22 protein-coding genes are annotated in these 24,706 nt (G+C 69.1%); 8 read left to right on the forward strand and 14 right to left on the reverse strand.

The features are described 5' to 3' along the window. Positions 1–33 precede the first annotated feature (33 nt). The 8 genes from A5780_RS10490 to rimP form a co-directional block, all read right to left on the reverse strand. Positions 34–1,407, reverse strand: coding sequence for an MATE family efflux transporter (locus A5780_RS10490; RefSeq protein ID WP_064904153.1), 1,374 nt, complete (start codon positions 1,405–1,407; stop codon positions 34–36). A gap of 75 nt (positions 1,408–1,482) precedes the next feature. Then, complete coding sequence (locus tag A5780_RS10495; protein ID WP_063019063.1) at positions 1,483–2,499, reverse strand: bifunctional oligoribonuclease/PAP phosphatase NrnA; 1,017 nt, start codon at positions 2,497–2,499, stop codon at positions 1,483–1,485. A gap of 97 nt (positions 2,500–2,596) precedes the next feature. Continuing rightward, a complete protein-coding gene (rbfA, locus tag A5780_RS10500) occupies positions 2,597–3,040 on the reverse strand; it encodes a 30S ribosome-binding factor RbfA (protein ID WP_030513162.1) in 444 nt (147 codons plus the stop codon). Positions 3,041–3,063: 23 nt separating this feature from the next. Next, positions 3,064–3,354, reverse strand: a complete 291-nt coding sequence (locus A5780_RS10505) for a DUF503 domain-containing protein (RefSeq protein WP_063019065.1) — start codon at positions 3,352–3,354, stop codon at positions 3,064–3,066. 101 nt (positions 3,355–3,455) lie between these two features. After that, positions 3,456–6,419 carry a translation initiation factor IF-2 gene (gene infB / locus A5780_RS10510; protein ID WP_064904151.1) on the reverse strand — a complete coding sequence of 988 codons (2,964 nt, stop codon included), beginning with the start codon at positions 6,417–6,419 and terminating at the stop codon, positions 3,456–3,458. A 120-nt stretch (positions 6,420–6,539) separates the two neighbouring features. Beyond that, positions 6,540–6,920, reverse strand: a complete 381-nt coding sequence (locus A5780_RS39005; protein ID WP_082857046.1) for a YlxR family protein — start codon at positions 6,918–6,920, stop codon at positions 6,540–6,542. Positions 6,921–6,983: 63 nt separating this feature from the next. Next, positions 6,984–8,012, reverse strand: coding sequence for a transcription termination factor NusA (gene nusA / locus A5780_RS10515; protein ID WP_063014867.1), 1,029 nt, complete (start codon positions 8,010–8,012; stop codon positions 6,984–6,986). After that, entirely contained in the window at positions 8,009–8,662 is a 654-nt protein-coding gene (gene rimP / locus A5780_RS10520) for a ribosome maturation factor RimP (RefSeq protein ID WP_063014869.1), read from the reverse strand. The genes nusA and rimP overlap by 4 nt, the downstream gene beginning before the upstream one ends. Before the next feature lie 404 nt (positions 8,663–9,066). Here rimP and A5780_RS10525 point away from each other — a divergent pair, with 404 nt between their 5' ends. Together A5780_RS10525 and A5780_RS10530 are read left to right on the forward strand one after the other, a co-directional pair. Next, a complete protein-coding gene (locus tag A5780_RS10525; RefSeq protein WP_227463062.1) occupies positions 9,067–9,606 on the forward strand; it encodes a hypothetical protein in 540 nt (179 codons plus the stop codon). Between the two features lie 70 nt (positions 9,607–9,676). After that, positions 9,677–10,108 carry a ferritin-like domain-containing protein gene (locus A5780_RS10530; protein ID WP_064903989.1) on the forward strand — a complete coding sequence of 144 codons (432 nt, stop codon included), beginning with the start codon at positions 9,677–9,679 and terminating at the stop codon, positions 10,106–10,108. Positions 10,109–10,212: 104 nt separating this feature from the next. Here A5780_RS10530 and A5780_RS10535 read toward each other — a convergent pair whose 3' ends face one another. Next, positions 10,213–11,970, reverse strand: coding sequence for a proline--tRNA ligase (locus A5780_RS10535; RefSeq protein WP_063014876.1), 1,758 nt, complete (start codon positions 11,968–11,970; stop codon positions 10,213–10,215). A 58-nt stretch (positions 11,971–12,028) separates the two neighbouring features. On the opposite strand from A5780_RS10535, the gene yaaA reads away from it, so the two are divergent. The 3 genes from yaaA (at position 12,029) to A5780_RS10550 (ending at position 15,501) form a co-directional block, all read left to right on the forward strand. Then, positions 12,029–12,793, forward strand: a complete 765-nt coding sequence (gene yaaA / locus A5780_RS10540) for a peroxide stress protein YaaA (RefSeq protein ID WP_064908315.1) — start codon at positions 12,029–12,031, stop codon at positions 12,791–12,793. Positions 12,794–13,006: 213 nt separating this feature from the next. After that, positions 13,007–15,025: a three-helix bundle dimerization domain-containing protein gene (locus tag A5780_RS40805; RefSeq protein ID WP_197521719.1), complete on the forward strand. Its 2,019-nt coding sequence runs from the start codon at positions 13,007–13,009 to the stop codon at positions 15,023–15,025. Between the two features lie 80 nt (positions 15,026–15,105). Then, a complete protein-coding gene (locus A5780_RS10550; protein WP_064908316.1) occupies positions 15,106–15,501 on the forward strand; it encodes an ankyrin repeat domain-containing protein in 396 nt (131 codons plus the stop codon). Between the two features lie 25 nt (positions 15,502–15,526). On the opposite strand, the gene A5780_RS10555 is transcribed toward A5780_RS10550, so the two are convergent. The 4 genes from A5780_RS10555 to A5780_RS10570 all read right to left on the reverse strand — a co-directional run bounded on the left by A5780_RS10555 (position 15,527) and on the right by A5780_RS10570 (position 19,606). Beyond that, complete coding sequence (locus A5780_RS10555) at positions 15,527–16,987, reverse strand: MFS transporter (protein ID WP_063014883.1); 1,461 nt, start codon at positions 16,985–16,987, stop codon at positions 15,527–15,529. Between the two features lie 132 nt (positions 16,988–17,119). Next, entirely contained in the window at positions 17,120–18,379 is a 1,260-nt protein-coding gene (cobA, locus tag A5780_RS10560; RefSeq protein WP_064908317.1) for a uroporphyrinogen-III C-methyltransferase, read from the reverse strand. A gap of 70 nt (positions 18,380–18,449) precedes the next feature. After that, positions 18,450–19,004, reverse strand: coding sequence for an LGFP repeat-containing protein (locus A5780_RS10565; protein ID WP_030513149.1), 555 nt, complete (start codon positions 19,002–19,004; stop codon positions 18,450–18,452). 194 nt (positions 19,005–19,198) lie between these two features. Beyond that, positions 19,199–19,606, reverse strand: a complete 408-nt coding sequence (locus tag A5780_RS10570) for a PPOX class F420-dependent oxidoreductase (protein ID WP_063014887.1) — start codon at positions 19,604–19,606, stop codon at positions 19,199–19,201. A gap of 88 nt (positions 19,607–19,694) precedes the next feature. Between A5780_RS10570 and A5780_RS10575 the strand changes: the two genes are divergently transcribed. Beyond that, positions 19,695–20,663 carry an alpha/beta hydrolase gene (locus tag A5780_RS10575; RefSeq protein ID WP_064908338.1) on the forward strand — a complete coding sequence of 323 codons (969 nt, stop codon included), beginning with the start codon at positions 19,695–19,697 and terminating at the stop codon, positions 20,661–20,663. A gap of 2 nt (positions 20,664–20,665) precedes the next feature. Here the strand turns inward: A5780_RS10575 and A5780_RS10580 are convergent, their stop codons facing one another. Beyond that, a complete protein-coding gene (locus A5780_RS10580; RefSeq protein ID WP_082976389.1) occupies positions 20,666–22,006 on the reverse strand; it encodes a DoxX family protein in 1,341 nt (446 codons plus the stop codon). 391 nt (positions 22,007–22,397) lie between these two features. Here A5780_RS10580 and A5780_RS10585 point away from each other — a divergent pair, with 391 nt between their 5' ends. Together A5780_RS10585 and A5780_RS10590 are read left to right on the forward strand one after the other, a co-directional pair. Then, positions 22,398–23,546: a phosphotransferase family protein gene (locus A5780_RS10585; protein WP_064908318.1), complete on the forward strand. Its 1,149-nt coding sequence runs from the start codon at positions 22,398–22,400 to the stop codon at positions 23,544–23,546. Then, positions 23,543–24,673, forward strand: a complete 1,131-nt coding sequence (locus A5780_RS10590; protein ID WP_064908319.1) for a hypothetical protein — start codon at positions 23,543–23,545, stop codon at positions 24,671–24,673. Before A5780_RS10585 ends, A5780_RS10590 begins: the two co-directional genes overlap by 4 nt. The last annotated feature ends 33 nt before the right edge of the window (positions 24,674–24,706 follow it).

A 24,706-nucleotide genomic window follows, 5' to 3' on the forward strand; every position in this document is an offset into this window, starting at 1 on the left:
ACACGCTTCCGGATAGGGCGTCGTGGTGTTCGGTCATACCGACCGCGGGATCTCACTGCCGACTCGAGCCCAGCGTCCCGACAGCGCCCGCCAGCTCACCGCGATCAGGCGCAGCAGGATGAAGGCACTCAGCCCGGACCAGATCCCCGCGATACCCCAGTCGAAGCTCAGCGACAGCCAGATCGCGGGCAGGAATCCCAGCAGCGCCGCGGCCATCGTGGTGGTGCGCAGATACGAGGCGTCGCCCGCGCCCAGCAGCACGCCGTCGAGGGCGAAGACCACCCCGGCGGCGGGAATGAGGGGCACGAAGAACCACCAGATCACATGCACGCGGTCCAGGACCGCCGGATCGTCGGTGAAAACCTGGGGGACGACGGCGTATCCGGCGGCGAAGATCACGGCGAGCACCACCGCGAACAGGGTGGACCACACCGTGATCCGGCGGGCCAGCACGCGCGCGCCGGATGCGTCGCCGGAGCCCAGCGCCGCACCGGTGAGGGTCTGCGCCGCGATGGCCAGCGAATCTAGGGTCAGGGCAAGGAAATTCCACAGCTGCAGCACGAGTTGGTGCGCCGCCACCGAGGCGGCGCCGAACCGGGCGGCGACCGCACCGGCGGAAACGAAACAGGCCTGGAACGCCAGACTCCGGACGATCAGATCCCGGCCGAGCACCAACTGCGCCCGCATGACTCGCGGATGGGGCCGCAGCGGCACCCGCCGGCGCACCAGCGCGGCCACGAACAGCCCGGCCGAGACGACCTGCCCGGCCACATTGGCCACGGCCGATCCGGCCAGTTCCATCCGGGGCGCCCCCAGCAGGCCGTGCACCAGCAGCGGGCACAACAGTGCCGAAACAACCAGTCCCGCAATCACATACACCAGCGGACGCCGCGTCTGCTGCACCCCGCGCAACCAGCCGTTACCGGCCATGGTGAGCAGGATCAACGGGACTCCGAACAGCGCGATCCGCAACCAGCGCAACGCCTCGTCCGCGATATCGGCGCCGCCCGCGATCACATCCACGACGGGTCGTGCGAACACCTGCAGCACAACGACGATCGCCAGTCCGGCGGCCATCGCGAGCCAACTCGCCTGCACCCCTTCGGCAACCGCGCCTCGTTCGTCACCGGCGCCGTGGCGGCGCGCGGAGCGAGCGGTGGTCCCGTAACTCAGGAACGTCAGCTGCGTGCTGACCTGACCGAGTATCAGGCCACCCACGGCGAGTCCCGCGAGCGCCAGCGCTCCCAGCCGGCCGACCACCGCCATATCGAAGAGAAGGTAGATCGGTTCGGCGACAAGCACTCCCAGCGTGGGGATCGCGATGCCGAGGATGCGCCGCGGACCCGCATCGTGGCGCGCGGCACCGGCAACGGCCGTGACACCGTCTTCGGGATGTGTCTCGACCATGCCGTCAGGCCCGGCCCCGGAGACCGCGGCGAACGTCCGCGTAGACCGCTACCGGCCACCCGCCGCGTCCCATGCTCAGCTCTCCCGGCCGGGGGCCAATTCCGCGAGCAGATCGGCAACCACGTCTTCGGACGTCCCGTATGTCGTATAGCCGGCGGCGTAGCGGTGGCCACCACCGCCCAGACCGGTCGCGACTCGGGCGACGTCGACGGCATCGCCGGTGCCTACACCGCTGTCGCGCGAGCGCAGCGATACCGTCCAGCAGCCGGCGTCGGTGCGGGACTGTTTGAATACCGCCGCCACATCCGCCTCGGCGGTGGTGCGGACGACGTCGATGACGCTTTCCACCTCTTCCGACCGCAATCCGTAGGAGTCGTCGCTGCGGACGAAGGCGTAGACCAGTCCGGCGCCGCCGGCCGCCCGCGGTTCCAGTCGCGCCGATCCGAGCACCCGCGACAACATCGGCAACCAGCCGAAGGGATGGGTGTCCATCAGCGTGCGAGTGATTCCCGCGCCGTCGATTCCGGTGGCCAGCAAACGATCGGCTAGCAAATGGGTGCCCGGACCGCCCCAGCGGAAGCACCCGGTATCGGTGACCAGACCGGCGAACAGGCAGTGCGCGATGTCCCGGTCGATCTCCTCACCCCAGGCGTCGAACAGCCGCGCCAGCACACTGGTGGTGGACTCCGCGGTCTCGTCGATCAGGTTCACATCACCGAAGCGGGTGTTGGAGCGATGGTGGTCGATCACCACAGTGGTTGCGGCGCCGTCGATTCGGTCCGCGAGCGCACCCAGGCGCCCGACGCTGCCGCAGTCGACGGTGACCAGCAGGTCCACTCGCTCCGCCACCTGTGCGGGGGGTACCAGAAACTCCACGCCGGGCAGCGAGCGCATCGATGCCGGGAGTTCGGCCGGCTCGGCGAAGGACACCTGCACCGGCACACCGCGCCGATGCAGCACCTGCGCCAGTGCCAGTCCACTGCCGACGGTATCGGCGTCCGGCTGCACATGACACAGCACGGTCACCGATCGCGCGGCCGCCAATACCTCGACGGCCGCGGCCGGATCCGCCGACGACGTCACAGCTGTCATTTCCAAGCTCGATTCTCCGGCGCTCGACTCACCGGCGACAGAACCGGGGAACCGCCTCGCGAGCCCCGCCCGTCCACCGCGTCGACCGCCGTCGCGGTCAGTCTTCCTCGTCGGGGTCGGGTTTGTAGGGATCGGCGTCGCCGGCGTGGGTGGCGTTGGCCGCGACCTGTGCCACCTTCTCGTCGGCCGCACGGGCCTTCGCCAGCAGCTGTTCCATCTCGCGCGCCGCATCCGGCACCGTGTCGAGGACGAAACTCAGCGACGGCGTGAACTTGATCCCGGTGGCCGCGCCCACCTTGGACCGCAGCACACCCTTGGCCTTCTCCAGTCCGGCCGCGGCGCCCGCGAAATCCGGTTCGGCGGCGAGGGTTTCACCCATCACCGTGTAATAGACGGTCGCCTCCCGCAGATCACCGGTCACCTTGGCATCGGTGACGGTGACGAAACGCAGCCGCGGATCCTTGATCTCGTATTCGATCGCCGTCCCGACGATCGAGACGATCCGCTTCGCGAGTCGGCGTGCCCTGGCCTGATCCACCATGGCGGGCCCTCCTCACTTGTCATTCAGTCTTCGGGTCCGAAGATGCGGCGGCGTACTGCCAGCAACTGTAACTCCGGACGGGCCGCCACGTGGCGTTCACACTTGTCCAGCACCGCTGTGAGATGTCCCATCTCGGCGCTGACCAGTGCGACGCCCAACTGTGAACGGCGGTATTGATCGTGATCTCCGCCCTCGACCGCGCTGACGCCGAAGCGCTGCAGTTCGGCCAGTATCGGGCGGATCACCGACCGCTTTTCCTTCAACGAGTGCACATCGCCGAGCAGGATGTCGAACTCCAGCGCACCGACGAACAACGGCTCACCTCTTCACGTGTCGCGACACAGCGCCCGGCGAAGCGAACGTCACGTCCGGTCAATGCCTGCACCGAACGTGACGTTCGTTCACTGTGGACGACTCAGTCGCGCGGCTTCTCCCGAAGCTCGTAGGCCTCGATGATGTCGCCTTCCTTGATGTCGTTGTAGCCCAACGTCATACCGCATTCGAAGCCCTCGCGGACCTCGGTGGCGTCGTCCTTCTCCCGGCGCAGCGATTGGATCGTCGTATCGGCGATCACCACGCTGTCGCGCAGCAGACGGGCCTTGGCGTTGCGCTTGACCGTCCCGGAGGTGATCATGCAGCCGGCGATGTTGCCGAACTTCGAGGAGCGGAACACCGCGCGGATCTCGGCGCGACCCAGTTCGGCCTCTTCGTAGATCGGCTTGAGCATGCCCTTGAGGGCCTTCTCGATCTCGTCGATGGCCTGGTAGATCACCGAGTAGTAGCGGATGTCCACACCCTCGCGGTTGGCGAGTTCGGTGGCCTTGCCCTCGGCCCGGACGTTGAACCCGATGATGATCGCGTTCGACGCCGAGGCCAGGTTGACGTTGGTCTCGGTGACACCACCGACACCGCGGTCGATGACCCGCAGCCGGACCTCGTCGCTGATCTCGATGCCGAGCAGCGCCTCTTCCAGGGCCTCGACCGTACCGGAGTTGTCGCCCTTGAGGATCAGGTTGAGCTCCGAGGTCTCCTTCAGAGCGGCATCCAGATCTTCCAGGCTGATCCGCTTGCGGCTGCGCGCGGCCAGAGCGTTGCGCTTGCGCGCATTGCGCCGGTCGGCGATCTGGCGGGCGATGCGGTCCTCCTCGACGACGAGCAGGTTGTCGCCCGCGCCCGGCACCGAGGTGAAACCGATGACCTGCACCGGACGCGACGGCAGCGCCGCGTCCACGTCCTCGCCGTGTTCGTCGACCATGCGGCGGACGCGGCCGTAGGCGTCACCCGCCACGATCGAGTCGCCGACGCGCAAGGTACCGCGCTGCACCAGCACGGTGGCCACCGGACCACGGCCGCGGTCCAGATGCGCCTCGATGGCGACACCCTGGGCGTCCATATCCGGGTTGGCCCGCAGGTCCAGTGCGGCGTCCGCGGTCAGCACCACGGCCTCGAGCAGGGCTTCGATATTGGTGCCCTGACGCGCCGAGATGTTGACGAACATGGTGTCGCCGCCGTACTCCTCGGCCACCAGGTTGTATTCGGTGAGCTGCTGGCGGACCTTCTCCGGGTTCGCGCCTTCCTTGTCGATCTTGTTGACCGCCACCACGATCGGCACATCCGCGGCCTGCGCGTGGTTGATGGCCTCCACCGTCTGCGGCATGACGCCGTCGTCGGCGGCGACCACCAGGATCGCGATGTCGGTGGCCTTGGCACCACGGGCACGCATGGCGGTGAACGCCTCGTGACCCGGGGTGTCGATGAAGGTGATCAGGCGCTCTTCGTCGTTGACGTTGGTGAGGACCTGGTAGGCGCCGATGTGCTGGGTGATACCGCCGGCCTCGCCCTCGCGGACGTTGGTCTTGCGGATCGTATCCAGCAGTCGGGTCTTACCGTGGTCGACGTGACCCATGACGGTCACGACCGGCGGGCGGACCTGCAGGTCGCCTTCGTCGCCCTCGTCCTCGCCGTAGCTGAGGTCGAAGCTCTCCAGCAGCTCGCGGTCCTCGTCCTCGGGCGAGACCACGTGCACGACGTAGTTCATCTCGCCGCCGAGCAGCTCGAAGATCTCGTCGTTGACCGACTGGGTCGCGGTGACCATCTCACCGAGGTTGAACAGCACCTGCACCAGCGAGGCCGGGTTGGCGTTGATCTTCTCGGCGAAGTCCGACAGCGACGCGCCGCGGGCGAGACGGATGATCTCGCCGTTGCCGCGCGGCAGCCGCACGCCACCGACCGACGGTGCCTGCATGTTCTCGTATTCGGCGCGTTTCGCCCGCTTCGACTTGCGGCCCTTGCGGGGGGCGCCACCGGGACGGCCGAAGGCACCCGCGGCACCGCCGCGACCGCCGCCACCACCCGGACGGCCACCGCCGCCACCGGGACGACCGCGGAAACCACCGGCCACGGGCGCACCCGCGCCACCGCCGCCACCGGCACCGCCGCCACCGCGGTAGTTACCGCCGCCGCCACCGCCGGGACGACCGCCACCGCCACCCGGCGCACCGCCGGGACGACCCGGACGACCCGCCGACGGGCCCGGACGGGCCGCACGAGCGGGCATCGCACCCGGATTCGGCCGGGGCGGCATCGAGCCGGGAGACGGACGCGGGCCACCGGGACGGGGACCGCCCTGGCCTGCGGCCGGACGCGGCGCACCCTGACCCGGGCCCGGACGCGGGCCACCCTGGCCGGGGCGCGGACCGCCCTGACCCGGACGCGGCGCACCCTGACCGGGCCCCGGACGCGGGCCGGGAGCCGGACGCGGCGCCGGGCGCTCGGGCGCCGAGGAGAACGGATTGTTGCCCACCCGCGGGGTCTTCGGACCGGGCTTGGGACCGGGCGTCGCCGGACGCGGCGCACCCTGCTGCCCACCCGGTGTGCGCGGCTGACCGGGACGCGGCGCGCCCTGGGCCGGACGGGCACCGGGCTGCTGCGCCGGAGCCGACGGGGCGGACGCCGACGGCGCCGCACCGGCGGAGGCCGCAGGAGCGGCCGGCTTCGGACCGGGCCTGACGGCCGGACCGGGCTTCACCGCATCGGGACGCGCTGCCGCCGCGGGGGTTTCGGCCACCGGGGCCGAATCGGCCTGCGCCGCAGCCGGAGCCGGACGGGGGCCGGGACGCGGACCCGGGGTCGCGCCACCGGCCGGCTTGGCGGCCGGACGTGCCTGGGCGGGACCGGGTTTCGCGGAGGATTTCGCGGAGCCGTTGGACGGGGCGGACTTCGCCGCGAACGACTCCCGCAGCCGACGCGCGACGGGTGCCTCCACCGTCGACGACGCCGACTTCACGAACTCGCCCTGCTCCTTGAGCGTTGCGAGTAGTTCTTTGCTCGTGACACCGAGTTCTTTAGCCAACTCGTGCACGCGGGCCTTGCCTGCCACTGCTCTCCTCACTGAGAGGTCGAGCGCGACAGTCTCTTGCTCCCCGTTCAGGGGTCAGGACGCCCGCACGACCTCGGGTTATCTTCGATGGCCGTTCATCGTTGGTACTTCACGGTGTGCTCATGAGTGCTCGTGCCTGTTCTCGACGTAGTGCTCCAGGGCTGAGATATCCAGTTTTCCGGACACTCGTAGCGCTCTGCCGAACGCTCGGCGCCGCTCTGCCATGCTCAGACAAGCCGAAACGGGGTGCAACCAGGCACCCCTCCCGGGAAGTCTGCGCCGCGGATCGGGAACGATCGCGACGACGGCGTCCCTGTCGGGAGCGCTGCCGGGCGATTGCGCCACGACCCGCAACAGATCGGCGGCCAGCTCGCGTTTCCGGCATCCGACACAGGTCCGGACCGGGCCGGGAGTTCGGGTTTTCACCCGAGCACCGACCTGGGCGGAAAGTGCGGATACCGAAGACTCGCGCTGAGCCTGTGTCCACTGTACCGCTGCCATGTCCCGATCTCCGCATCCAGCCCCTCGTTGACCCCCGCACTCGCACTGCCGTCTCGCTGCGGCCTACCCGTGCTGGGCGTGCGGCCGCTGCGATCCGGCCACGTCGGGGGCGGCGTCGGAGCGGATATCGATGCGCCAACCGGTCAATCGCGCGGCCAACCGGGCGTTCTGACCTTCCTTGCCGATCGCCAGCGACAGCTGGAAATCGGGGACCACGACCCGGGCGGCACGAGCCTCCGGATCGACGATCGTGACCGAGACAACCTTCGACGGGCTCAGTGCATTCCCGACGAAGGCGGCCGGATCCTCGGCCCAGTCGATGATGTCGATCTTCTCGCCCGCCAGCTCGCTCATCACGTTGCGCACCCGCTGGCCCATCGGGCCGATGCACGCGCCCTTGGCGTTCACCCCGGGCACCGTGGAGCGCACCGCGATCTTGGAGCGGTGGCCGGCCTCGCGGGCTACGGCGACGATCTCCACAGAACCGTCGGCGATCTCGGGCACCTCGAGCGCGAACAGCCGGCGCACCAGATTCGGGTGGGTGCGCGAGAGCGTGATCTGCGGGCCGCGCGCGCCCCGGGAGACGCCGTAGACGTAGCACTTGATGCGATCGCCGTGCTCGTAGGTCTCGCCGGGTACCTGCTCGGCCGGGGGGATCAGGCCCTCGGCGCCGCTGGCCTCGCTGCCGATGCGCACCACGACCGTGCCGCGGGCGTTCATCCGGGCATCGCGCTGGACGACGCCGCCGACGATATCGCCCTCGTGCGTCGAGAACTCACCGAAGGATTTCTCGTTCTCGGCGTCGCGCAGGCGCTGCAGCACTACCTGGCGGGCGGTGGTGGCGGCGATGCGGCCGAAGCCCTCCGGGGTGTCGTCCCATTCGGAGACGACATTGCCGTCGGCATCGGTCTCGGTGGCCATCACCCGCACCACGCCGGTCTTCTGATTGATGTCGATGCGTGCGTTGGGCTCGTGGCCCTCGGTGTGCCGATAGGCGGTCAGCAGAGCCGACTCGATCGCGGAGAGCACTGTCTCCATCGAGATTCCCTTATCGGCGACGATCGCACGCAGGGCTTCGATTTCGATGTTCATTCCACGATCCCTTCGGTCGGCGCAACTTCTGTGTGTTCTCCCCGGGCGGCGTGTTCTCCCCCGGCGGCGGATGCGGCCGGATCGACTGCCTGATCGGTGGCGCCCGGTTCCGGGCGGCCCGCGGCCACGCCCCCGGCCAGTTCCATTTCCGCCGCACCGGGTGGGGAGAACTCCACCTGGACGACCGCGGATTCGATATCCGCCAATGCCACGCTCACCCGGCGGGGCGCGCGCTTACCGCCCAGCACCAGGGCCACGTCGGTGTCGGTGCTCGCGCCGACGCGGGCGTCGAAGGTGGACGCGCCCTCGGGGGCCTGCGCGCCCGGCCGCATCCGCACCCGCACCTTCCGGCCGCGAGCCCGTCGCCAGTGGCGCGGGGCGGTCAGCGGGCGGTCGACACCCGGAGTGGTGACTTCCAGCAGATAGGGGGTTTCGCCGAGATCGGCGGCGTCGTCGAGCACTTCCGAGATCTCGGAACTGACTTCCGCGATCGTGTCCAGATCGACGGTCTCGTCGCCGTCTACGGTCACCGTCACCCGCGCCTGCGGCCCGCCCGCGGCCGTGATGTGCACGCCCTCGAGGTCGAGCCCTCGGCGTTCGACGAGCCCAGCAACGAGCTGGCTCACCCTTTCCTCGGTCGGCATCGGCATATGGGGCGGCTCCTGGTTCAGTTGTGACGCGGTATTGGTCCTGGTACGGCATGGTCGGCGCGCATGTCCCGCGGATTGTTCCGCCGGAGGTCTAGCGTAACGCGCTGCAAGAGTGTAAAGGACCAGCCAACCCGGTCGAGTCGGCCCGGGGCAGGTTCTGCTGCGCGCCCACGGTCCGCCGGACGGTCTCGGGTGCGCCGGAACGGAGCGGCCGCCGGGCCCCAGCGCTTCCGTCCGGAAGCATCCCTCGGCGGGTCCGCCGGCGACACGCGGGCGTGCACCGCCGGCGGCACCCGGGCTCAGCAGGGCGGACGGACGACCGTCCCGGCCGCGAACGAGCGCGAGTGAGGCATGTCGGCGGGCTGGGCGCGAGGGCGCGTGATGATCACTGGCACGATGTAGGCGTGCCCAGCCGTCTCGATGTGATTCCGGTGCCGCCGGATCGGACCGTTCCCCCACGCCTCGACCGCCGCTCGCTGTTGCGCTCGGCCGGAGGTGGCGTGGTCGCGCTCGTCGCCGTGAGTGCGGTCGCGGCCTGTTCGGACGACAAGCCGTCGGTACCGGATGTGCTTGTGTCGCAGGAGGAATCGGCGCGTACGGACGCCGTGTGGGCGAAGGCGGCCATCGCCGCCGCACCGGAGCACACCGCCGCGCTGACCGTCGTCGCCGCCCAGCGCGCCCAGCACGCCGACGCGCTGCGCACCGAAATCGACCGCGCGGTAGGCGTATACGGCGACGGCACCAAGCCGAAATCCGCGACTCCCCCCGTCGCCGAACCGCCCGCCCCCACCCCACCGCCGAGCGTCGCCGCGCTGCGGGCCCGGCTGACGGACTCCCAGCACTCCGCGGCCGAGCTGGCCGCGACCCTGTCCGGATATCGGGCCGGACTGCTCGCCTCGATCAGTGCCTGCTGCGGCGCCCACGTGGCGGTGGTGCCGGCGTGAGCGGTCAGGCGCGCAGGCGGCAGCGCAGCGTCACCACGCAGCGCCCCGCACACGCCGGAAAGGACACAGCGTGAGTACCGATCAGCAGGCGCTGCTCGACGCACTGAACGCCGAATACACCGCGGTCTACGCCTACGGCCTCATCGCGGCCTACGCCTCCCCGGAGCGCGCGAAGGTCGTCGCCGAGTTCACCGCGGCCCACCGTGCCCGCCGCGACGCCACCGTCGACGCACTGAAGGCGGCCGGTGCGAGTGTTCCGGCGCCCGCCGCCGCCTACACCCCGCCGTTTCCGGTCGACGATCCCATCCCGGCGGCCAAACTCGCCGTCACCGTGGAGACCGACGCGGCGGTGGCCTGGCGCGCGGTCGTGGAACACTCCACCACCCCGGATCGCCGCCGCATCGGCATCGAGGCCCTCACCGAATGCGCCGTCCGCCTGGCCACCTGGCAGTCGATTCTGGGCGTGAATCCCGCGACCACACCGTTCCCGGGCCAGCCCTGAGCCCGAGCAGCGGCCTGAACACCGGTAGGTCCTGCCTTCCGTTGCCGTAGCGCGAGTCGCCGGCCGGATGCACCCGGTCGCTGCGACCGGGTGCACTCGGACGATCAGCCGCGAATCTTCGCGAGCACGGTATCGACGGCCGCGTCCGCCGGGATGTCCTCGGATTCGCCGGTGAAGCGGTTACGCAGCTCCACCTTGCCGTCGGCCCAGCCCCGGCCGATGACGAGAACCCAAGGCATGCCGAGCAATTCGGCATCCTTGAACTTGACGCCGGGTGAGGCGGTGCGGTCGTCGAACAGGACGTCCACGCCCTGGGCGTCCAGACCGGCGACGACCTCCTCGGCTCCGGTGCGGGCCGCCTCGTCCTTGTTGGCGATGACGACGTGCACATCGAAGGGGGCGACCTCGGCCGGCCAGCGCAGCCCCTTCTCGTCGTGCATCTGCTCCGCGATCACCGCGACCATCCGGGAGACGCCGACCCCGTAGGAACCCTGGACGAGCCGGACCGGTTTGCCGTTCTCACCGAGCACATCCACCTCGAAGGCGTCGGTGTACTTGTAGCCGAGCTGGAAGATGTGCGCGATCTCGATACCGCGCGCCGAGTGCAGCACACCGCGGCCGTCGGGCGAGGGGTCGCCGTCGCGCACCTCGGCGGCCTCGATCGTGCCGTCGGGGGTGAAATCGCGGCCCGCGACGAGTCCCACGACATGTTTGCCGGAGGCGTCGGCGCCGGTGATCCACGACGTGCCGGTCACCACGCGCGGGTCGACGAGATAGCGAACACCGTTGTCCAGCAGCGCCTTCGGGCCGATGTATCCCTTCACCAGGAACGGATTGGCGGCGAAGTCCTCGTCGGTGAGCAATTCCACCTCGGCGGGCTCGAGACTCGCGCCCAGCCGCTTGGCGTCGACCTCGCGGTCACCGGGCACGCCGATGCCGACGATCTCGGATTTGCCGTCGGGGTGGCGCAGCTTCACCATGACGTTCTTGAGCGTGTCGGCGGCGGTCACCGGGCGGCCGTACCGTTCGGCGATACCGGCGTCGTTGGCCCAGTCGACCAGGGACGCGATGGTCGGCGTGCCCGGCGTGTCGTGCACGACGGCGGCCGGCTGCCCCTCGATCGGGATCTCCGGCGGCGCGGGCGTCACCACGGCCTCCACATTGGCCGCGTATCCCGATTCGCGGCAGGTCACGTAGGTGTCCTCGCCGATCGGGCTGCTGGCCAGGAATTCTTCCGAGGCGCTGCCGCCCATCGCGCCGGAGGTGGCGGCGACGATCACGTATTCGATCCCGAGCCGGGCGAACATCCGCTGATATGCCTGGCGGTGTGCGGCATAGCTGGCCTTCAGGCCGTCCTCGTCCAGATCGAAGGAGTACGAGTCCTTCATGACGAATTCGCGTCCGCGCAGAATTCCGGCGCGCGGCCGTTCCTCGTCGCGGTATTTGGTCTGAATCTGGTAGAGCGTGACCGGCAGATCCTTGTAGGAGTTGTATTCACCCTTGACCGTCAGGGCGAACAATTCCTCGTGGGTGGGTCCGAGCAGCATGTCGGCTCCCTTACGGTCCTGCAGGCGGAAAAGGCTGTCGCCGTATTCGGTCCAGCGGTTGGTGGTTTCGTACGGCTCGCGCGGCAGCAGCGCGGGCAGCGAAATCTCCTGGCCGCCGATCGCGTCCATCTCCTGGCGCACCACGTCCTCGATCTTGCGCAGCACCTTCAAACCCAGCGGCAACCACGAATAGACGCCCGGCGCGATCCGGCGCACATATCCGGCGCGGACCAGAAGTTTGTGACTGGGCACCTCGGCGTCGGCGGGATCGTCGCGCAGGGTGCGCAGGAACAGGTGCGAGAGACGGGTGATCACGGATGCACAGACTAGCCGCTGCTGCGTGGATGCCTGCAGGGCATTACCGTATCGGCTCGTGCTGGTGATTCTGCCTCCTTCCGAAACCAAGTCCGACGGCGGAAATCTCGGTCCGCTCGATCTGGATTCCCTATGGTTACCGCAGCTCACCGCGGTGCGGGACAAGCTGATCACCGAGCTGCTCGAATTGTCCGCGAACCCGGAGGCGGCACGGGTGGCATTGGGGCTGGGAAAGGCGACCGGCGCGGGCGCGGAAGGTTTGCAGACCGCGCTCGCCCGCAACGCCACGCTGCGGACCGCCGCGACCGCACCGGCGCTGCGGCGCTACACCGGCGTGCTCTACGACGCGCTCGACGCCGGTTCGCTGACCAAGACGCAGCGCGCTCGCGCCGAGGCGCGGCTCGCGATCGGCTCGGCGCTGTTCGGGATCGTGCGCGCGGGGGATGCGATTCCGGGGTATCGGCTGTCGGGCGGTTCGAAACTGCCGGGCCTGCCGACGCTGGCGTCGTTGTGGAAACCGGTGCTGGCCCCGGCATTGCGGGAGGCGACGGCCGGTCAGCTGGTCGTCGATCTGCGTTCGGGGACCTATCAGCAATTGGGGCGACTGCCCGGCGCGGTGACCGCGACCGTACTGACCGAACGCCCGGACGGCAGCCGCACGGTGGTGAGCCATTTCAACAAGCATCACAAGGGGCTGCTGGCACGGGCCCTGGTGTCGACTCGCGCCGAGCCCGGCGATATCCGCGCACTGGCGCGGATCGCCGAAAAGGCCGGGCTGCGTGTGGAAATCGCGTCGTCGAGCGAACTGCTGGTCCTCACGTGAGTGAATTCTCGGTGACCGCCGACGTAATTCGAGCCGAATAGCGCCTGCCCAGCCACGGGAACAATCGCCGGAAAATACGCCTCCACCAGCGCATTTCATCGTCATCGAGCCGAAACACGGTGGCACGGAACGGGCATTCCGGCTCGCTATCGTAATTTCCGGCGCGGCCGGCCGACCGCTGCCGTTGGGATGCGATTGGGCGAGGAGTTCGGCGTGGGTGACGCCACCGACCGTGAAGAAAAGGCACTGCGTCAGTTGACCGATCGGCTGGTCGGCCATTACGGCAGCAGCCATTCCCCGGAATTGGTAGAGGAAATGGTCGGCCAGGTGCGCCGTCGCTTCGACGGCCACGCCGTCCGCGATTTCGTGCCGATTCTGGTGGAACGCATCGTGCGCCGCGAATTGCAGCACACCCCACCGCAGCCCAAGGCCGACGACCGTTCGCACGAACTCGACTACGCGGATGCGCCGGTTGTTCCGGAGCGGGTGTCGGCGCCCTCGATCGAGGAGGACGCCACCGACGCCGCGCCCACCGAAGTCGCGCCTACCGACACCGCGCCTGCGCCTACCGAAGTCGCGCCTGCGCCCGCCGATGACGTGCCCGCGCCCGCCGATGCGACCTCCACGCCCGCCGACGCCGCGTCTGCCGATGACATGCCCGCGCCCGTCGATCACGTCCCGAGCGCCGTCGCGGAATCGGCGACCGAAACCGTCGCGGAAGACGCCGGTGCCTCGGAACCCGCACCCGGCGAGGCAGATTCGCCACGCCCCGGCGACATCGCACACAGCAGCGACCCCGCCGCCGAATCCCGCGCCGAGTCCTCGCCCGCCGACGCGACCGGCTCCCAGCAGCCCGCGCCGGGTACCGATCGCCCCGCATCCGCCGACAGCGGAGACGCAGACGCCGACCTGCCAGACGCCGACGTCATCGAAGGCAGTACAGGCCAACGCGATTCGCTTCCCGCCGCAGCCGCTGAGGCTGCGCTCGCACCCGGCCACTCCCCCGTCGAACCGACGAAACCGGAGATCGTGGCCGCCACACCGTCCGCGAGTGACGCTGCAGCAGAACCGGAACCGGAGCGCGCGGCCGCGACGAGCCCGGCCTCCAGTGGAGCGCGCACAGCGGGCCTGGTAACCGCATTGCGACAGCCACTGGTCCTGGCCGTAGCCGCCGCGGTGGTCGTCGTAGTCGTCGTGCTCGTTGTGGCCTTCGGCTTTCGCGGCGGCGACAGCGGCTCCCCCGCCCCGGCTCCCGCGCTGATCACCGCGCACGGCGTGGTCGGGTCGGAGAAGATGGGCTTCTTCACCGATCCCCGCGTGGTGGACGCACTGGCGCACAAGGGAATTCGGCTGGAGGTGGACCCGGCCGGATCGCGGCAGATCGCGACGTCGGTGAAGCTGGACGGTGACGACTTCGCCTTTCCGTCGAGCAGCCTGGCCGCCGAACGAATTCAGCGCGAACGCGGGATCACAGCGAAATACACGCCGTTCTCCTCGCCGATGGTGGTCGCCAGTTTCCGGCCGATCGTGGACCTGCTCGCCCGCGCGGGAATCGCCCGTCCGGGGACTGTGCCCGCCTTCGATATGCGGCGGTATCTCGATCTCACGCAGCAGGGCACCCAGTGGGATCAGCTGGAGGCCAACACCTCCTATCCGGTGCGCAAGAACGTGTTGATCTCGACCACCGATCCGCGGACCTCCAATTCGGCGGCGATGTATCTGGCGGTGGCCGCCTACGTCGCCAACGACGACGCGATCGTGCAGGGTCCGGCCGCCGAGAATTTCGTGCTGTCGAAGGTGTCGCGGCTGTTCACCAAACAGGGGTACACCGAGAATTCCAGCGCGGGTCCGTTCGGCGAATACCTCACTGCGGGAATGGGTCCCACGCCCATGGTGTGGGGCTACGAATCGCAATTCGTGGAGGCCGCCGTCGCCGGCAAGCTGCCCGCCGACGCGGTGATGCTGTACCCGTCTCCGACGGTCCTGTCCCGGCACACGCTGGTCCCGCTGACCGCCACCGGCGACCGGGTCGGACAGCTGCTGAGCACCGATCCCGAACTGCAGCGCCTGGCCGCCGAGCACGGCTTCCGTACCGCCGATCCGTCCCAGTTCGGCGCCGTCACCGCCGAACACCACATTCCGGTCGCCCCGGATGTGGTCGACGTCGTCGACACTCCGACCTACGACACCCTGGAACACCTTCTCGACGGGGTCGCGCGCTCCTACAACTGATCGCGCACCGCGCGCCGAGCCGATCGAAAGGCAGGTCGCCGCTTCGCCGGACCGTCGCCCCGCCGTGGTAGTAATGGCCCGTGGCTACCGATGGCGTGGATCCCGACCTGGTCGAACTGGCGACCAAGCTCTTCGAGCTGGCCCGCACGGGCGAAGCCGCGACGCTCGCGGCGTATATCGACGCGGGCGTCCCGGTGAATCTGTGCAACGACAAGGGCGACACCTTGCTGATGCTGGCCGCCTACCACGGGCAGCAGGCGGCCGTGACAGCACTGCTCGAACGCGGCGCGGACCCCGATCGCGCCAACGACCGCGGCCAGACCCCGGCCGCGGGAGCGGTGTTCAAAGGCGAGGACGACATCCTGAAGGCCCTGCTGGCGGCCGGAGCCGATCCGGACGCGGGCACACCGTCGGCTCGGGAATCGGCGACCGTCTTCGGCAGAACCGAAGTACTGGAACTGTTCGATCGCCGCTGAGACGCGCGCGCCGCCACCGAGACGGCTACACCTGCTGCGCTTCCTCCTGCGCGTGCTGGGCTTGGGCGAGTTGCTGCGGCGTGTAGCGCAGAGTCAGCACCAGCAGCCCGATGATCACGGCACCGATCGCGCAGATGAGCAACACGAAGGTGTAACCGCTGGACAGCGCCGCCACCTCGGTGGGCGTCAGATTCGAGGTCCGATCGGTCCGGCCGCCGAGTGAGAGCGTGCGCGAGGCCGCCAGCGGCGTCAGCAGGCCGACCGCGAACGGGGTGCCGAGGGTGAGGATCATCTGGCCGATCGCCGACAGCGGGCCGACCTCGTTCACCGGTACGCCCACCAGCAGGCACAGCGGCCCGACCACGATCACGAAACCGATCGCCATACCGACCACCGCCAGCAGCACCAGCAGCGTCGGCAGATATTCGACGTAGCGATCCAGGGTGGATCCGAAGAACAGGGCCCCGGCCAGCACCGTCGCCGCACCGGCGAGCAGCCACCGCGGCCGGATCATCAACGCGGCCTTGGACGCCACGCCGGTGCCGATGCCGGCGCCGATCGTGAACGGGATCGAGGCCAGACCCGCGACGAGCGGGCTGTAGCCGACGACGTTCTGCAGGAACTGCGCGACGAAATAGGTCATCGCGCCGAGGACGCCGGAGCCCAGCAGCAGGGCGATGAACGTGATCGAGCGGTCACGATCACGGAAGAGGGTGAGCGGCAGCAGCGGATTGACGGCGGACCGTTCGGCCAGCACGAACGCCACCAGCAGCAGCAATCCGGCGATCAGCGCGCCGATGACGTACGGGCTGGTCCAGCCGAGATCGGGGCCCTCGGTCGCGCCGAACACCACACCGACGCAGCCCAGGGTGCCGAGGAAGGCACCGCGCACGTCCAGGGGCAGTCGATGGTGGGCCGAATCGTGCAGCTGGAACGCCGCGCCCAGGATGATCAACAGTCCGATCGGCACGTTGATCAGGAAGATCAGCCGCCAATTCCATTCGGCGAGGGCGCCACCGACGACGAGACCGCCGACCGAACCCACGCCCATCATCGACCCGAAGATGGCGATCGCCTGATTGCGCGGCGGTCCGGGCGCGAAGGTACTGACCACCAGCGCCATCGCCACGGGTGCGGCGATCGCGGCGCCGGTGCCCTGCAGGGCCCGCGCGCCGATCAACATGGCCTCGTTCTGCGCCAGCCCACACAGCAGTGAGGCGAGGGTGAAGAACGAAACACCGAGCAGCAGCATCTTTTTGCGACCGAACGAGTCGCCGAGGCGCCCACCGAGCAGCATCAGCCCGCCGTAGGTGAGGCCGTAGGCGGTCACCGTCCACGCACTGCCCGAACTGGTCAGGCCAAGATGGCGTTGCAGGGCCGGCAGCGCCAGGATCACGACCGTGCCGTCCAGCACGACCATCAACTGCAGGCCGGACAGGACCAGGATCGGCAGCCCGAAGGCCCGCTTCGTCACCGGATATTGCATCGTCGCAGCGGGGTTATCGAGCACAGTGACTCACTGTAACGGATATCGGCACCGGCCAGCCCAACGCGTACTCGCGCTTTCCGCGGGTCGCTCGAGCGGGCTGTGCCCCTGTCCCGGGCACGCACCGCGGGCCTAACCGGCCTGCTCGACGGCATCCGGCGCGCCCGCGGTGAAGCCCGCGGTCGGGCCGACGACGATGATCGCCGGCGGCCGGATGCCCTCGGCGCGGACGCGTTCGGCGACCGTGGACAGATCCGCGCGCACGATCCGCTGCGTGCGCAGGCTGCCCTCCTGCACGACGGTGACGGGCGTATCGGCGGCGCGGCCACCGTCGACGAGTGCGGCGGCGAACTTCTCGATGCGTTCCACCCCCATCAGCAGCACGAGGGTGCCACGCAACCGGGCCAGGGCCGGCCAGTCCACCAGCGAATCCGGGTGATCGGGCGGAATGTGCCCACTCACCACCACGAATTCGTGGGTGACACCGCGGTGGGTCACCGGAATGCCGGCCAGCGCCGGCACCGAGATCGCGGAGGTGACACCGGGAACCACGGTCACCGGGACCCCGGCGTCCACGCACGCCTCGAGTTCCTCGTAGCCGCGGCCGAATACGTACGGGTCGCCGCCCTTGAGCCGGACCACGAATTTGCCGGCCTTGGCGCCCTCGACGAGGGCGGTGTTGATCGCCTCCTGCGCCATCGCCCGGCCGTACGGGATCTTCGCCGCGTCGACGACCTCCACATGCGGTCCGAGTTCGGCCAGCAGTTCCGGCGGCGCCAGCCGGTCGGCGACGACCAGATCGGCGCGGGCCAGCAGCCGGCGGCCACGCACGGTGATCAGATCGGGGTCGCCCGGCCCGCCGCCGACCAGCGCGACACCCGGCGCCACGGGCTCGGAGTCGTCGATGACCACGCCCGATTGCAGGGCTTCCAGCAGCGCGGTCCGCACCGCGGCCGAACGACGGTGCCGTCCACTGGCCAGCACCGCGAGCGTCAGCCCGTCGTAACGGGCGCTGGCCGGAGTCACCGCGGTGCCGAGCCGGGCATTGTCGGCGCGCACGCAGAAGATGCTGCGGCGGGTGGCCTCCTCGACCACGGCGGCATTGGTCTCGGGCTCGTCGGTGCAGGCGATCGCGTACCACGCGCCGTCGAGATCACCGTCGGCGTAGGCCCGCTGGGAGATGCGCAATTGACCGGAGGTGGCCATCGCCTCCACCGCGGGAGTGACCGTCCGGCTGATCACCTCGATATCGGCTCCGCTCGCGATGAGCAGTCCGAGCCGGCGCTGGGCTACCGAGCCGCCACCCACGACGACGACGCGGCGGCCGGCCAGATCGAGCCCGACGACATAGTTCGGGTCACCGGATTGCTGGTCGTCTGTCGTATTCGGCACAAGGTTTCAGCCTACGGCGTGGCCGGGTGAACTCCGCAATCACCCGTCGCGACGTCGCAGGCCCGGAAGATCAGGGCTTCCAGGTGATCCGGCCGCCCTGGAAATCCTGGGCCTTGCCGCCGTTGTAGTCGTATTCGTCGCTGGTGGGCAGGCCGTAACGGCCGCGGTCGGCGTTGTTGCCGTTCCAGATGCCGAGGATCGAACCCCAGACCGGGTGCGCGCCGGTACTCGCCGACCAGAAGATCACGCCGCCGGGGAATTGGTTGAAGCGGGCCTTGCCGTCCTTGCCGGCCTGGGCCTCGTCGGTGAGCGGGAAGCCGAGGGCGCTGTTCTCCCAGCCCATCGAACCCCATTTGTCGCGGATCAGGCCGCAGATCGCATGGGCGTCGGTACCCACGGACCAGTAGATCGAGCAGCCGCGGTCGAAGACCTGGAATTTGCCGCCGTTGGCGTCGGATTCCGGCCCGGTCGGGTTGCCGAAGAAGGCGCCGCCGCCGGCGCGGTCGTATTCCTTCTCGATCGCCCCGCCGACGTCGAACGCGCCGACCGGACGGGCGGCGGCGACACCGGCACCCGTGCCGGTGAGCAACGCCAGTGCGGCGGCACCCGCGGCTGCCGCGCGCATCCCGGACCGGCGCGTTGTGCGTCTACTCTGTCTGCGACCTGACGAAGCCAAGAGAAACTCCCTCTACCTGCGAAGTTGGCGCGACGGAAGCTGCCGCTCCCGCCATCCTGCAGGGGTTACACCGGCTCTGCAACGCTCGCCGTATCACAGTCGAGACTCATCTCACAAAATCACACGAGGTGAATTCGGTCGCATCAGAGCCGGCCGTTGATCCGTTCCGGGGTCACCCGCACGACCACTCGCTCGGCGTCGTCGACGGAGGCGGGATTGAATTCGATATAGGGCAGGCCGGTGTATTTCACCGACAGCCGATCGGGCAGAGCCTTCTCCGGATCGGGGACGACGGTGGCGGTGCCGCGGATCTCGGCGTAGACGTACGGATTGTCCGGCGGGTTGATCATGATCGTCACCCGCGGGTCGCGCACCACGTTCTTGTACTGCTGACGCGACACGGTGGTGGAGTACACCAACTCCTCCCCCTCCCGCAGCAGCCAGGTGACGGTCAGATGCGGCTGCCCGTCGCGGCCGATCGTCGCGAGCGTGGCGAAAACCTTTGTGTCGTCGAGGATCTTCTTCAGGTCGTCGGAGAGTTCTACACCCATGCCACGGCACAACCCGCTGCCACGCACACTCATTCCCACCGGCCGTCGTTCCGTCACGGTGTGTTCGGCACGGTTCTATGCTGCGAACATGCGACGAGCCGTGCTGCAGGTTCTGACGGTGCTGGTGACGGTCGCGGTCGCCGCCGCGGTGGCCGCCACCGCGTACGCGGCCGACCCCTACCGCGCGAGCGGCCCGACCGAGGCCCGCTACCTGGAACCCGGCCCGTGGCAGGTCACCGAGCACTACGAATTCGGCTGCTGCGACAGCACCGGCGCCGCCTACGACATCTGGTATCCGACCGATGTGGCCGCGCGTGGCCCCCGTCATCCGATCATCACCTGGGGTAACGGCACGGCCGCCCAACCTCGCCAGTACGCCCATCTGCTGCGGCATCTGGCCTCGTGGGGGTTCGTGGTGATCGCGACCGAGAATCGCAGTACCGGCACGGGCGTCGACATCACCGGGGCGGCGCGATACCTCGTCGAGCGGGCCGCCGATCCGGCGAGCGTGTTCCACGATCGGCTCGACACCTCGGCGATCGGCGCCGTCGGTCATTCCCAAGGTGCCACCGGGGTGCTCAACGCGATGATCGATTCCGGCGGGCTGATTCGCACCGCCGTGCCGATCGAGTTGCCCGCCCAGTCGTTCTGCTCGAACAGATTGAGCTGCACCGACACTCGCCGCCTCGGCGGCGGTTCGGTGTTCTTCGTCAACGGCTCCGACGACGCGCTGATCTCCCCCTCGCAGAAGCTGTGGGCCCTTCCGGGCCTGCAGTCCAACCAGGACTACTACGAGGCCACCCCGGGATCGGTGACGAAGGTGTGGGGCACGTTGGTCGGCCCCAATCACAACGATGTCCAAGGGCAACCGGACTGCGCCCGGGCCTCGTCGCCGTGTACCGACGGCGTATACGGCTATCTCGGCTATCCGACCGCGTGGCTGGTGGCCCGGCTGTGGGGATGCGCCGGGGCGGCGGCCGCCTTCGCCCCCGGCACCGGGGAGTTCTACGCCCCGAATCCGCACTGGGCCAACCAGATCGGCGCCGCGGCCGGCTGACCTCACTCCCCGGGCGCGTCCTGGATCCAGTGGAAGCCGCGGCTGCGCTGCGGGAAGGCGTCCGGGTCCTGACGCCGGAAGGTCACCGTCACCGGATGTCCGTCCAGATCTCCGGTGAAACGCAGCCGGTCCGGGCCCTGCTGGTCGTACGCGAAGCCGCCGGCGGTCACGGAGTGCCCCGCGGTGGCGGGCACGGCATGCAGGTCCAGGCGATGGGCGCCGGTGTCGACCCGCACCTGCATGGGCACCAGCGTCCCGTCCATCCGCTGATACTGCATGACGCCGGCGAGGTCGAATACCGCGCGCTGCCACCGGTCCGGGTCCGTGAGCAGCGGCGGAACCGGCTGCCCGTCGCGACTGAATTCGTCGACCTGCCAGATGCCGTACAGCGGCGGTTTCGTCCGGCCCGGACCCTCGTCCCACAACTGCAGGCTCACGTGGGTCAGGGCCACCGCCACCCAGACCCCGATGCCGACCTGCACCAGCGCCGCGATCCATCGTGCCCGGCGGGTGCGGAACGGGTACGGCGCCGTGGAGCTCGCGACCGGGCGATCGAGTACCAGCACATCCAGTAGCCGCCGCGCCTGCGGCGCGAGCAACACCATCGACATCAGCATCAGATGCCCGGACAGGATCTTGACCGGCACGTCGAAGGTCATGTTGAGCACGAAGACCTGCGCCATGCTCACCAGCGTCAGCATCGCGCCCACCGTCGCCGTGCGCGGAACGAACAGCAATATCCCGGCCAGCAATTCCGCGGAACCGAGCAGGATCTCGTAGGCCGGGCTCATCCCGACCTGATTCCACAGCACCCCCATCGGGGTCAGATTGCCGTACGGCTCGAGCAACGTCGACAGCATCGGTTCGGGCATCTGGGTGGGGACGACCTTGGCGAACCCGTAGTTGAGCATCTGACCGGCCACACACAACCGGAGGAACAGCAGGAACCAGCCGGCCAGGCGCCGGTAATCGGTGCGACGGCGGTCCAGCAACGTCCAGATCAGCGTGCCCGCGAGGGCGACGACCAGGATGCAGAACACCAGCACCCACAGAATCGTCTGATCACCGCTGCCGTTGGGACTCAGCACCGGATGCACTCCGAAGACCGTGCGCCCCACCCACTCGAGCACCGGGCGCAGCAAGCGCGGTTGCCACAGCACCGCGTCGGCGTCGAGCCAGCGGCCGAACCAGCCGGTGAAGGCGAAGACGATCTGCGGATAGATCAGGCAGAACAACCCGAAGTACAGGAACGTGAACCGAAAGGCCAGCCGGGTGAGCGGTTTCCAGCCCGCCGCCGTCTCGGATTCGTGCTCCAGCTGCGGCGGTTCGGCCTGCGCCACCATGACACTCACTACCCACTCCTCTCCCCGGATGCTCCGGCGCACAGGCAGTGCCGCCGGCGCCGAAGCGACCGGGGTGCGCGGATCGGTGTCCGACGTTACGAGGGCCTGCGGCGAAAGTCCTCAGGGCCGGACCCCGATTCGGCGGTACTCCGCGCGGCGTACGTGGCAGCACTAAGGTCAGGGTTGGTGGTCCCCGCACCGTTCGCGCGCACTGTGGGCAAACCGGGTCCCGGTCAGCGGAACGGCGAAAAATTCGCCGCCGATTTCGCGCCACCGCGCATTAGAACGCGTTACATTTCATCCACACGCCGCCCGCACCGGGCCGGATATTGCCGTGCCGGTGCGTAAAGAGTTGGCGCACAGACATTTTCATCCCGTCAGGAGGTCCGCAATGTCGGGCGAATCCGATACCGACCCCGGGCAGCGGCGGCAGCTGACCACCAGCGCTCGCGATCTCGACGACCTCGCCGAGCGACTCACCCGGTGGCTGGCCGGCAAGCTCACCGGCACCACCGCGTCGGTGGTCACGGGGCTGTCGCGGCCGCAGGCGGGCGGCATGTCCAGCTCCTCGGTGATGTTCGAGGCTAGCTGGGAGCGCGACGGCCGCACGGAGACCGGCTCCTACGTCGCACGGATGCCACCCGAGGAGGGCTCGTTCCCGGTCTTCGAGACCTACGACCTCGACACCCAGTACGCGGTGATGGCCGGCGTCGGCGCGCACAGCGATGTGCCGGTGCCGCGACTGTGCTGGTTCGAGCCGGACGAATCCGTGCTCGGCACACCGTTTTTCGTGATGGAGCGGATCAACGGGCGGATTCCGGAGGACAATCCGCCGTACGTGTTCGTCGGCTGGGTCTTCGACGCCACGCCACAGCAGCGGATGCGGATCACCCACGCCACGGTCGACATCATCGCGAGGGTCCACGCCATCGCCGACCCGGCCGCGACATTCCCCGCCCTGGCCGGCGCGGGCTCGTCGCTGCGCCGGCATTTCGACGCCCAGCGCCACTGGTACCGGTGGGCGCTCGCCGACGACGGCTATCGAATCCCGTTGCTGGAGCGCGGTTTCGACTGGCTCGAACAGCACTGGCCCGCCGATCCGGGGCCCGACGTACTGAACTGGGGCGACGCCCGGCCGGGCAACATCATCTTCGACGAATTCGACCCGGTCGCGGTCCTGGACTGGGAGATGGCCACGCTCGGCCCGCGAGAACTCGACGTGGCGTGGCTGATCTTCATCCATCGCTTCTTCCAGGACATCGCCACCCGCTTCGACCAGCCCGGACTGCCCGACTATCTGCGCCGCGACGACGTGGTCGCGCGCTACGAGGAGCTCACCGGCCACCGTCTGCGGGATCTGGAGTGGTACCTGGTCTACGCCGCGCTGCGGCACGGCATCGTGATGGCGCGCATCAAACGGCGGATGATCCACTTCGGCGAGGACACCGACACCGACGACCGGGACGATTACGTGATGCACCGAGCGGCCCTCGAGGCCCTGCTCGACGGCACCTACCAGTGGGATCGAGGAGACCGATGACAGGCATCGACGGACATCCGGCTCAGCAGGCGCCGGTTCCGCTGGACGAATATCCGGTGCACCAGACACCGCTGTCGCTGGCGCGCGCGGCCACCACCGACCGTAACTTCTACGACCGCAGCTACTTCAACGCTCACGACCGCAGCGGCGGCACGATGGTGGTCACCGGCTTCGGCGTCTATCCGAATCTCGGCGTGATCGACGCGTACGCCGCGGTGCGCCGTGGCGATGTCCTGCGGACGGTCCGGTTCTCGGACGCGCTGCCGCCGCGGGACCTGAACATGAGCGTCGGCGGCTATCGCATCGAGGTGATCGAACCGCTGCGGCGCGTCCGGGTGATCTGCGAGCACGAGGACCTGTCCTTCGACTTGACCTGGGACGGTTCGTTCCCCGCCGTCCAGGAGCAGCCGCATCTCATCCACACCGGCAGCCGGCCGATCATCGACGCCTCCCGGTTCGCCCAGGTCGGCTCCTGGTCGGGGACCTTGCAGGTCGACGGCGACGACATCGCCGTGGACCCCGACGTCTGGATGGGGACCCGCGACCGGTCCTGGGGTATCCGGCCGGTCGGTGAGACCGAACCACCCGGGCGCGATGCGAGCGAACCGGCGGCCGGATTCTGGTGGCTGTATGTTCCGCTGCGCTTCGACGACTTCGCGATCGTGGTGATCGTGCAGGAGAATCCGGACGGCTTCCGCACCCTCAACGACGCCGTGCGGGTGTGGCCGGACGGGCGGGTCGAACAGCTCGGCTGGCCCCGCGTGCACATCGAATACCGTTCCGGCACACGCATTCCGGTGTCCGCGCGGCTCGATATGACCGCCGGCGACGGCTCGCCGCTCACCGTGGAGGTCCGCGCCCACACCTGCATTCCGCTGCATATCGGCTGTGGCTACGGCGGCGATCCGGATTGGCTGCACGGCCAGTGGAAGGGCCGCGACTGGTCGTCGAGCAGCTGCTACGACCTGACGGATCCGGCAGTGGCCGGGCGCATTCCGTGGGGTGTGATCGACCACGTCGGACAGGCACGGTGCGGCGACGCCGAGGGCTGGGGACTGTTCGAACACGGCAGCCTCGGCCGTCACGACCCCACCGGCTTCGCCGATTGGACCTCGGTCGCGCCGTAACACCCGTCCGCTCCGCGTACCGCAATGTCGGGG

Origin of the sequence: Nocardia sp. 852002-20019_SCH5090214 (assembly GCF_001665865.1) — a bacterium.
In the GTDB taxonomy this organism is placed as follows: domain Bacteria; phylum Actinomycetota; class Actinomycetes; order Mycobacteriales; family Mycobacteriaceae; genus Nocardia; species Nocardia nova.

What these genes read in the sequence shown, in the direction of transcription:
- A5780_RS10570 (WP_063014887.1), bottom strand. Translation starts at nt 19,606, where the DNA reads ATGGGTGTAGAACTCTCCGACGACCTGAAGAAGATCCTCGACGACACA.
- A5780_RS10580 (WP_082976389.1), bottom strand. Translation starts at nt 22,006, where the DNA reads ATGGTGGCGCAGGCCGAACCGCCGCAGCTGGAGCACGAATCCGAGACG.
- rimP (WP_063014869.1), bottom strand. Translation starts at nt 8,662, where the DNA reads ATGCCGATGCCGACCGAGGAAAGGGTGAGCCAGCTCGTTGCTGGGCTC.
- A5780_RS39005 (WP_082857046.1), bottom strand. Translation starts at nt 6,920, where the DNA reads ATGGCAGCGGTACAGTGGACACAGGCTCAGCGCGAGTCTTCGGTATCC.
- A5780_RS10555 (WP_063014883.1), bottom strand. Translation starts at nt 16,987, where the DNA reads ATGCAATATCCGGTGACGAAGCGGGCCTTCGGGCTGCCGATCCTGGTC.
- A5780_RS10490 (WP_064904153.1), bottom strand. Translation starts at nt 1,407, where the DNA reads ATGGTCGAGACACATCCCGAAGACGGTGTCACGGCCGTTGCCGGTGCC.
- A5780_RS10585 (WP_064908318.1), top strand. Translation starts at nt 22,398, where the DNA reads ATGTCGGGCGAATCCGATACCGACCCCGGGCAGCGGCGGCAGCTGACC.
- A5780_RS10495 (WP_063019063.1), bottom strand. Translation starts at nt 2,499, where the DNA reads ATGACAGCTGTGACGTCGTCGGCGGATCCGGCCGCGGCCGTCGAGGTA.
- A5780_RS10575 (WP_064908338.1), top strand. Translation starts at nt 19,695, where the DNA reads ATGCGACGAGCCGTGCTGCAGGTTCTGACGGTGCTGGTGACGGTCGCG.
- nusA (WP_063014867.1), bottom strand. Translation starts at nt 8,012, where the DNA reads ATGAACATCGAAATCGAAGCCCTGCGTGCGATCGTCGCCGATAAGGGA.
- A5780_RS10565 (WP_030513149.1), bottom strand. Translation starts at nt 19,004, where the DNA reads ATGCGCGCGGCAGCCGCGGGTGCCGCCGCACTGGCGTTGCTCACCGGC.
- rbfA (WP_030513162.1), bottom strand. Translation starts at nt 3,040, where the DNA reads ATGGTGGATCAGGCCAGGGCACGCCGACTCGCGAAGCGGATCGTCTCG.
- A5780_RS10590 (WP_064908319.1), top strand. Translation starts at nt 23,543, where the DNA reads ATGACAGGCATCGACGGACATCCGGCTCAGCAGGCGCCGGTTCCGCTG.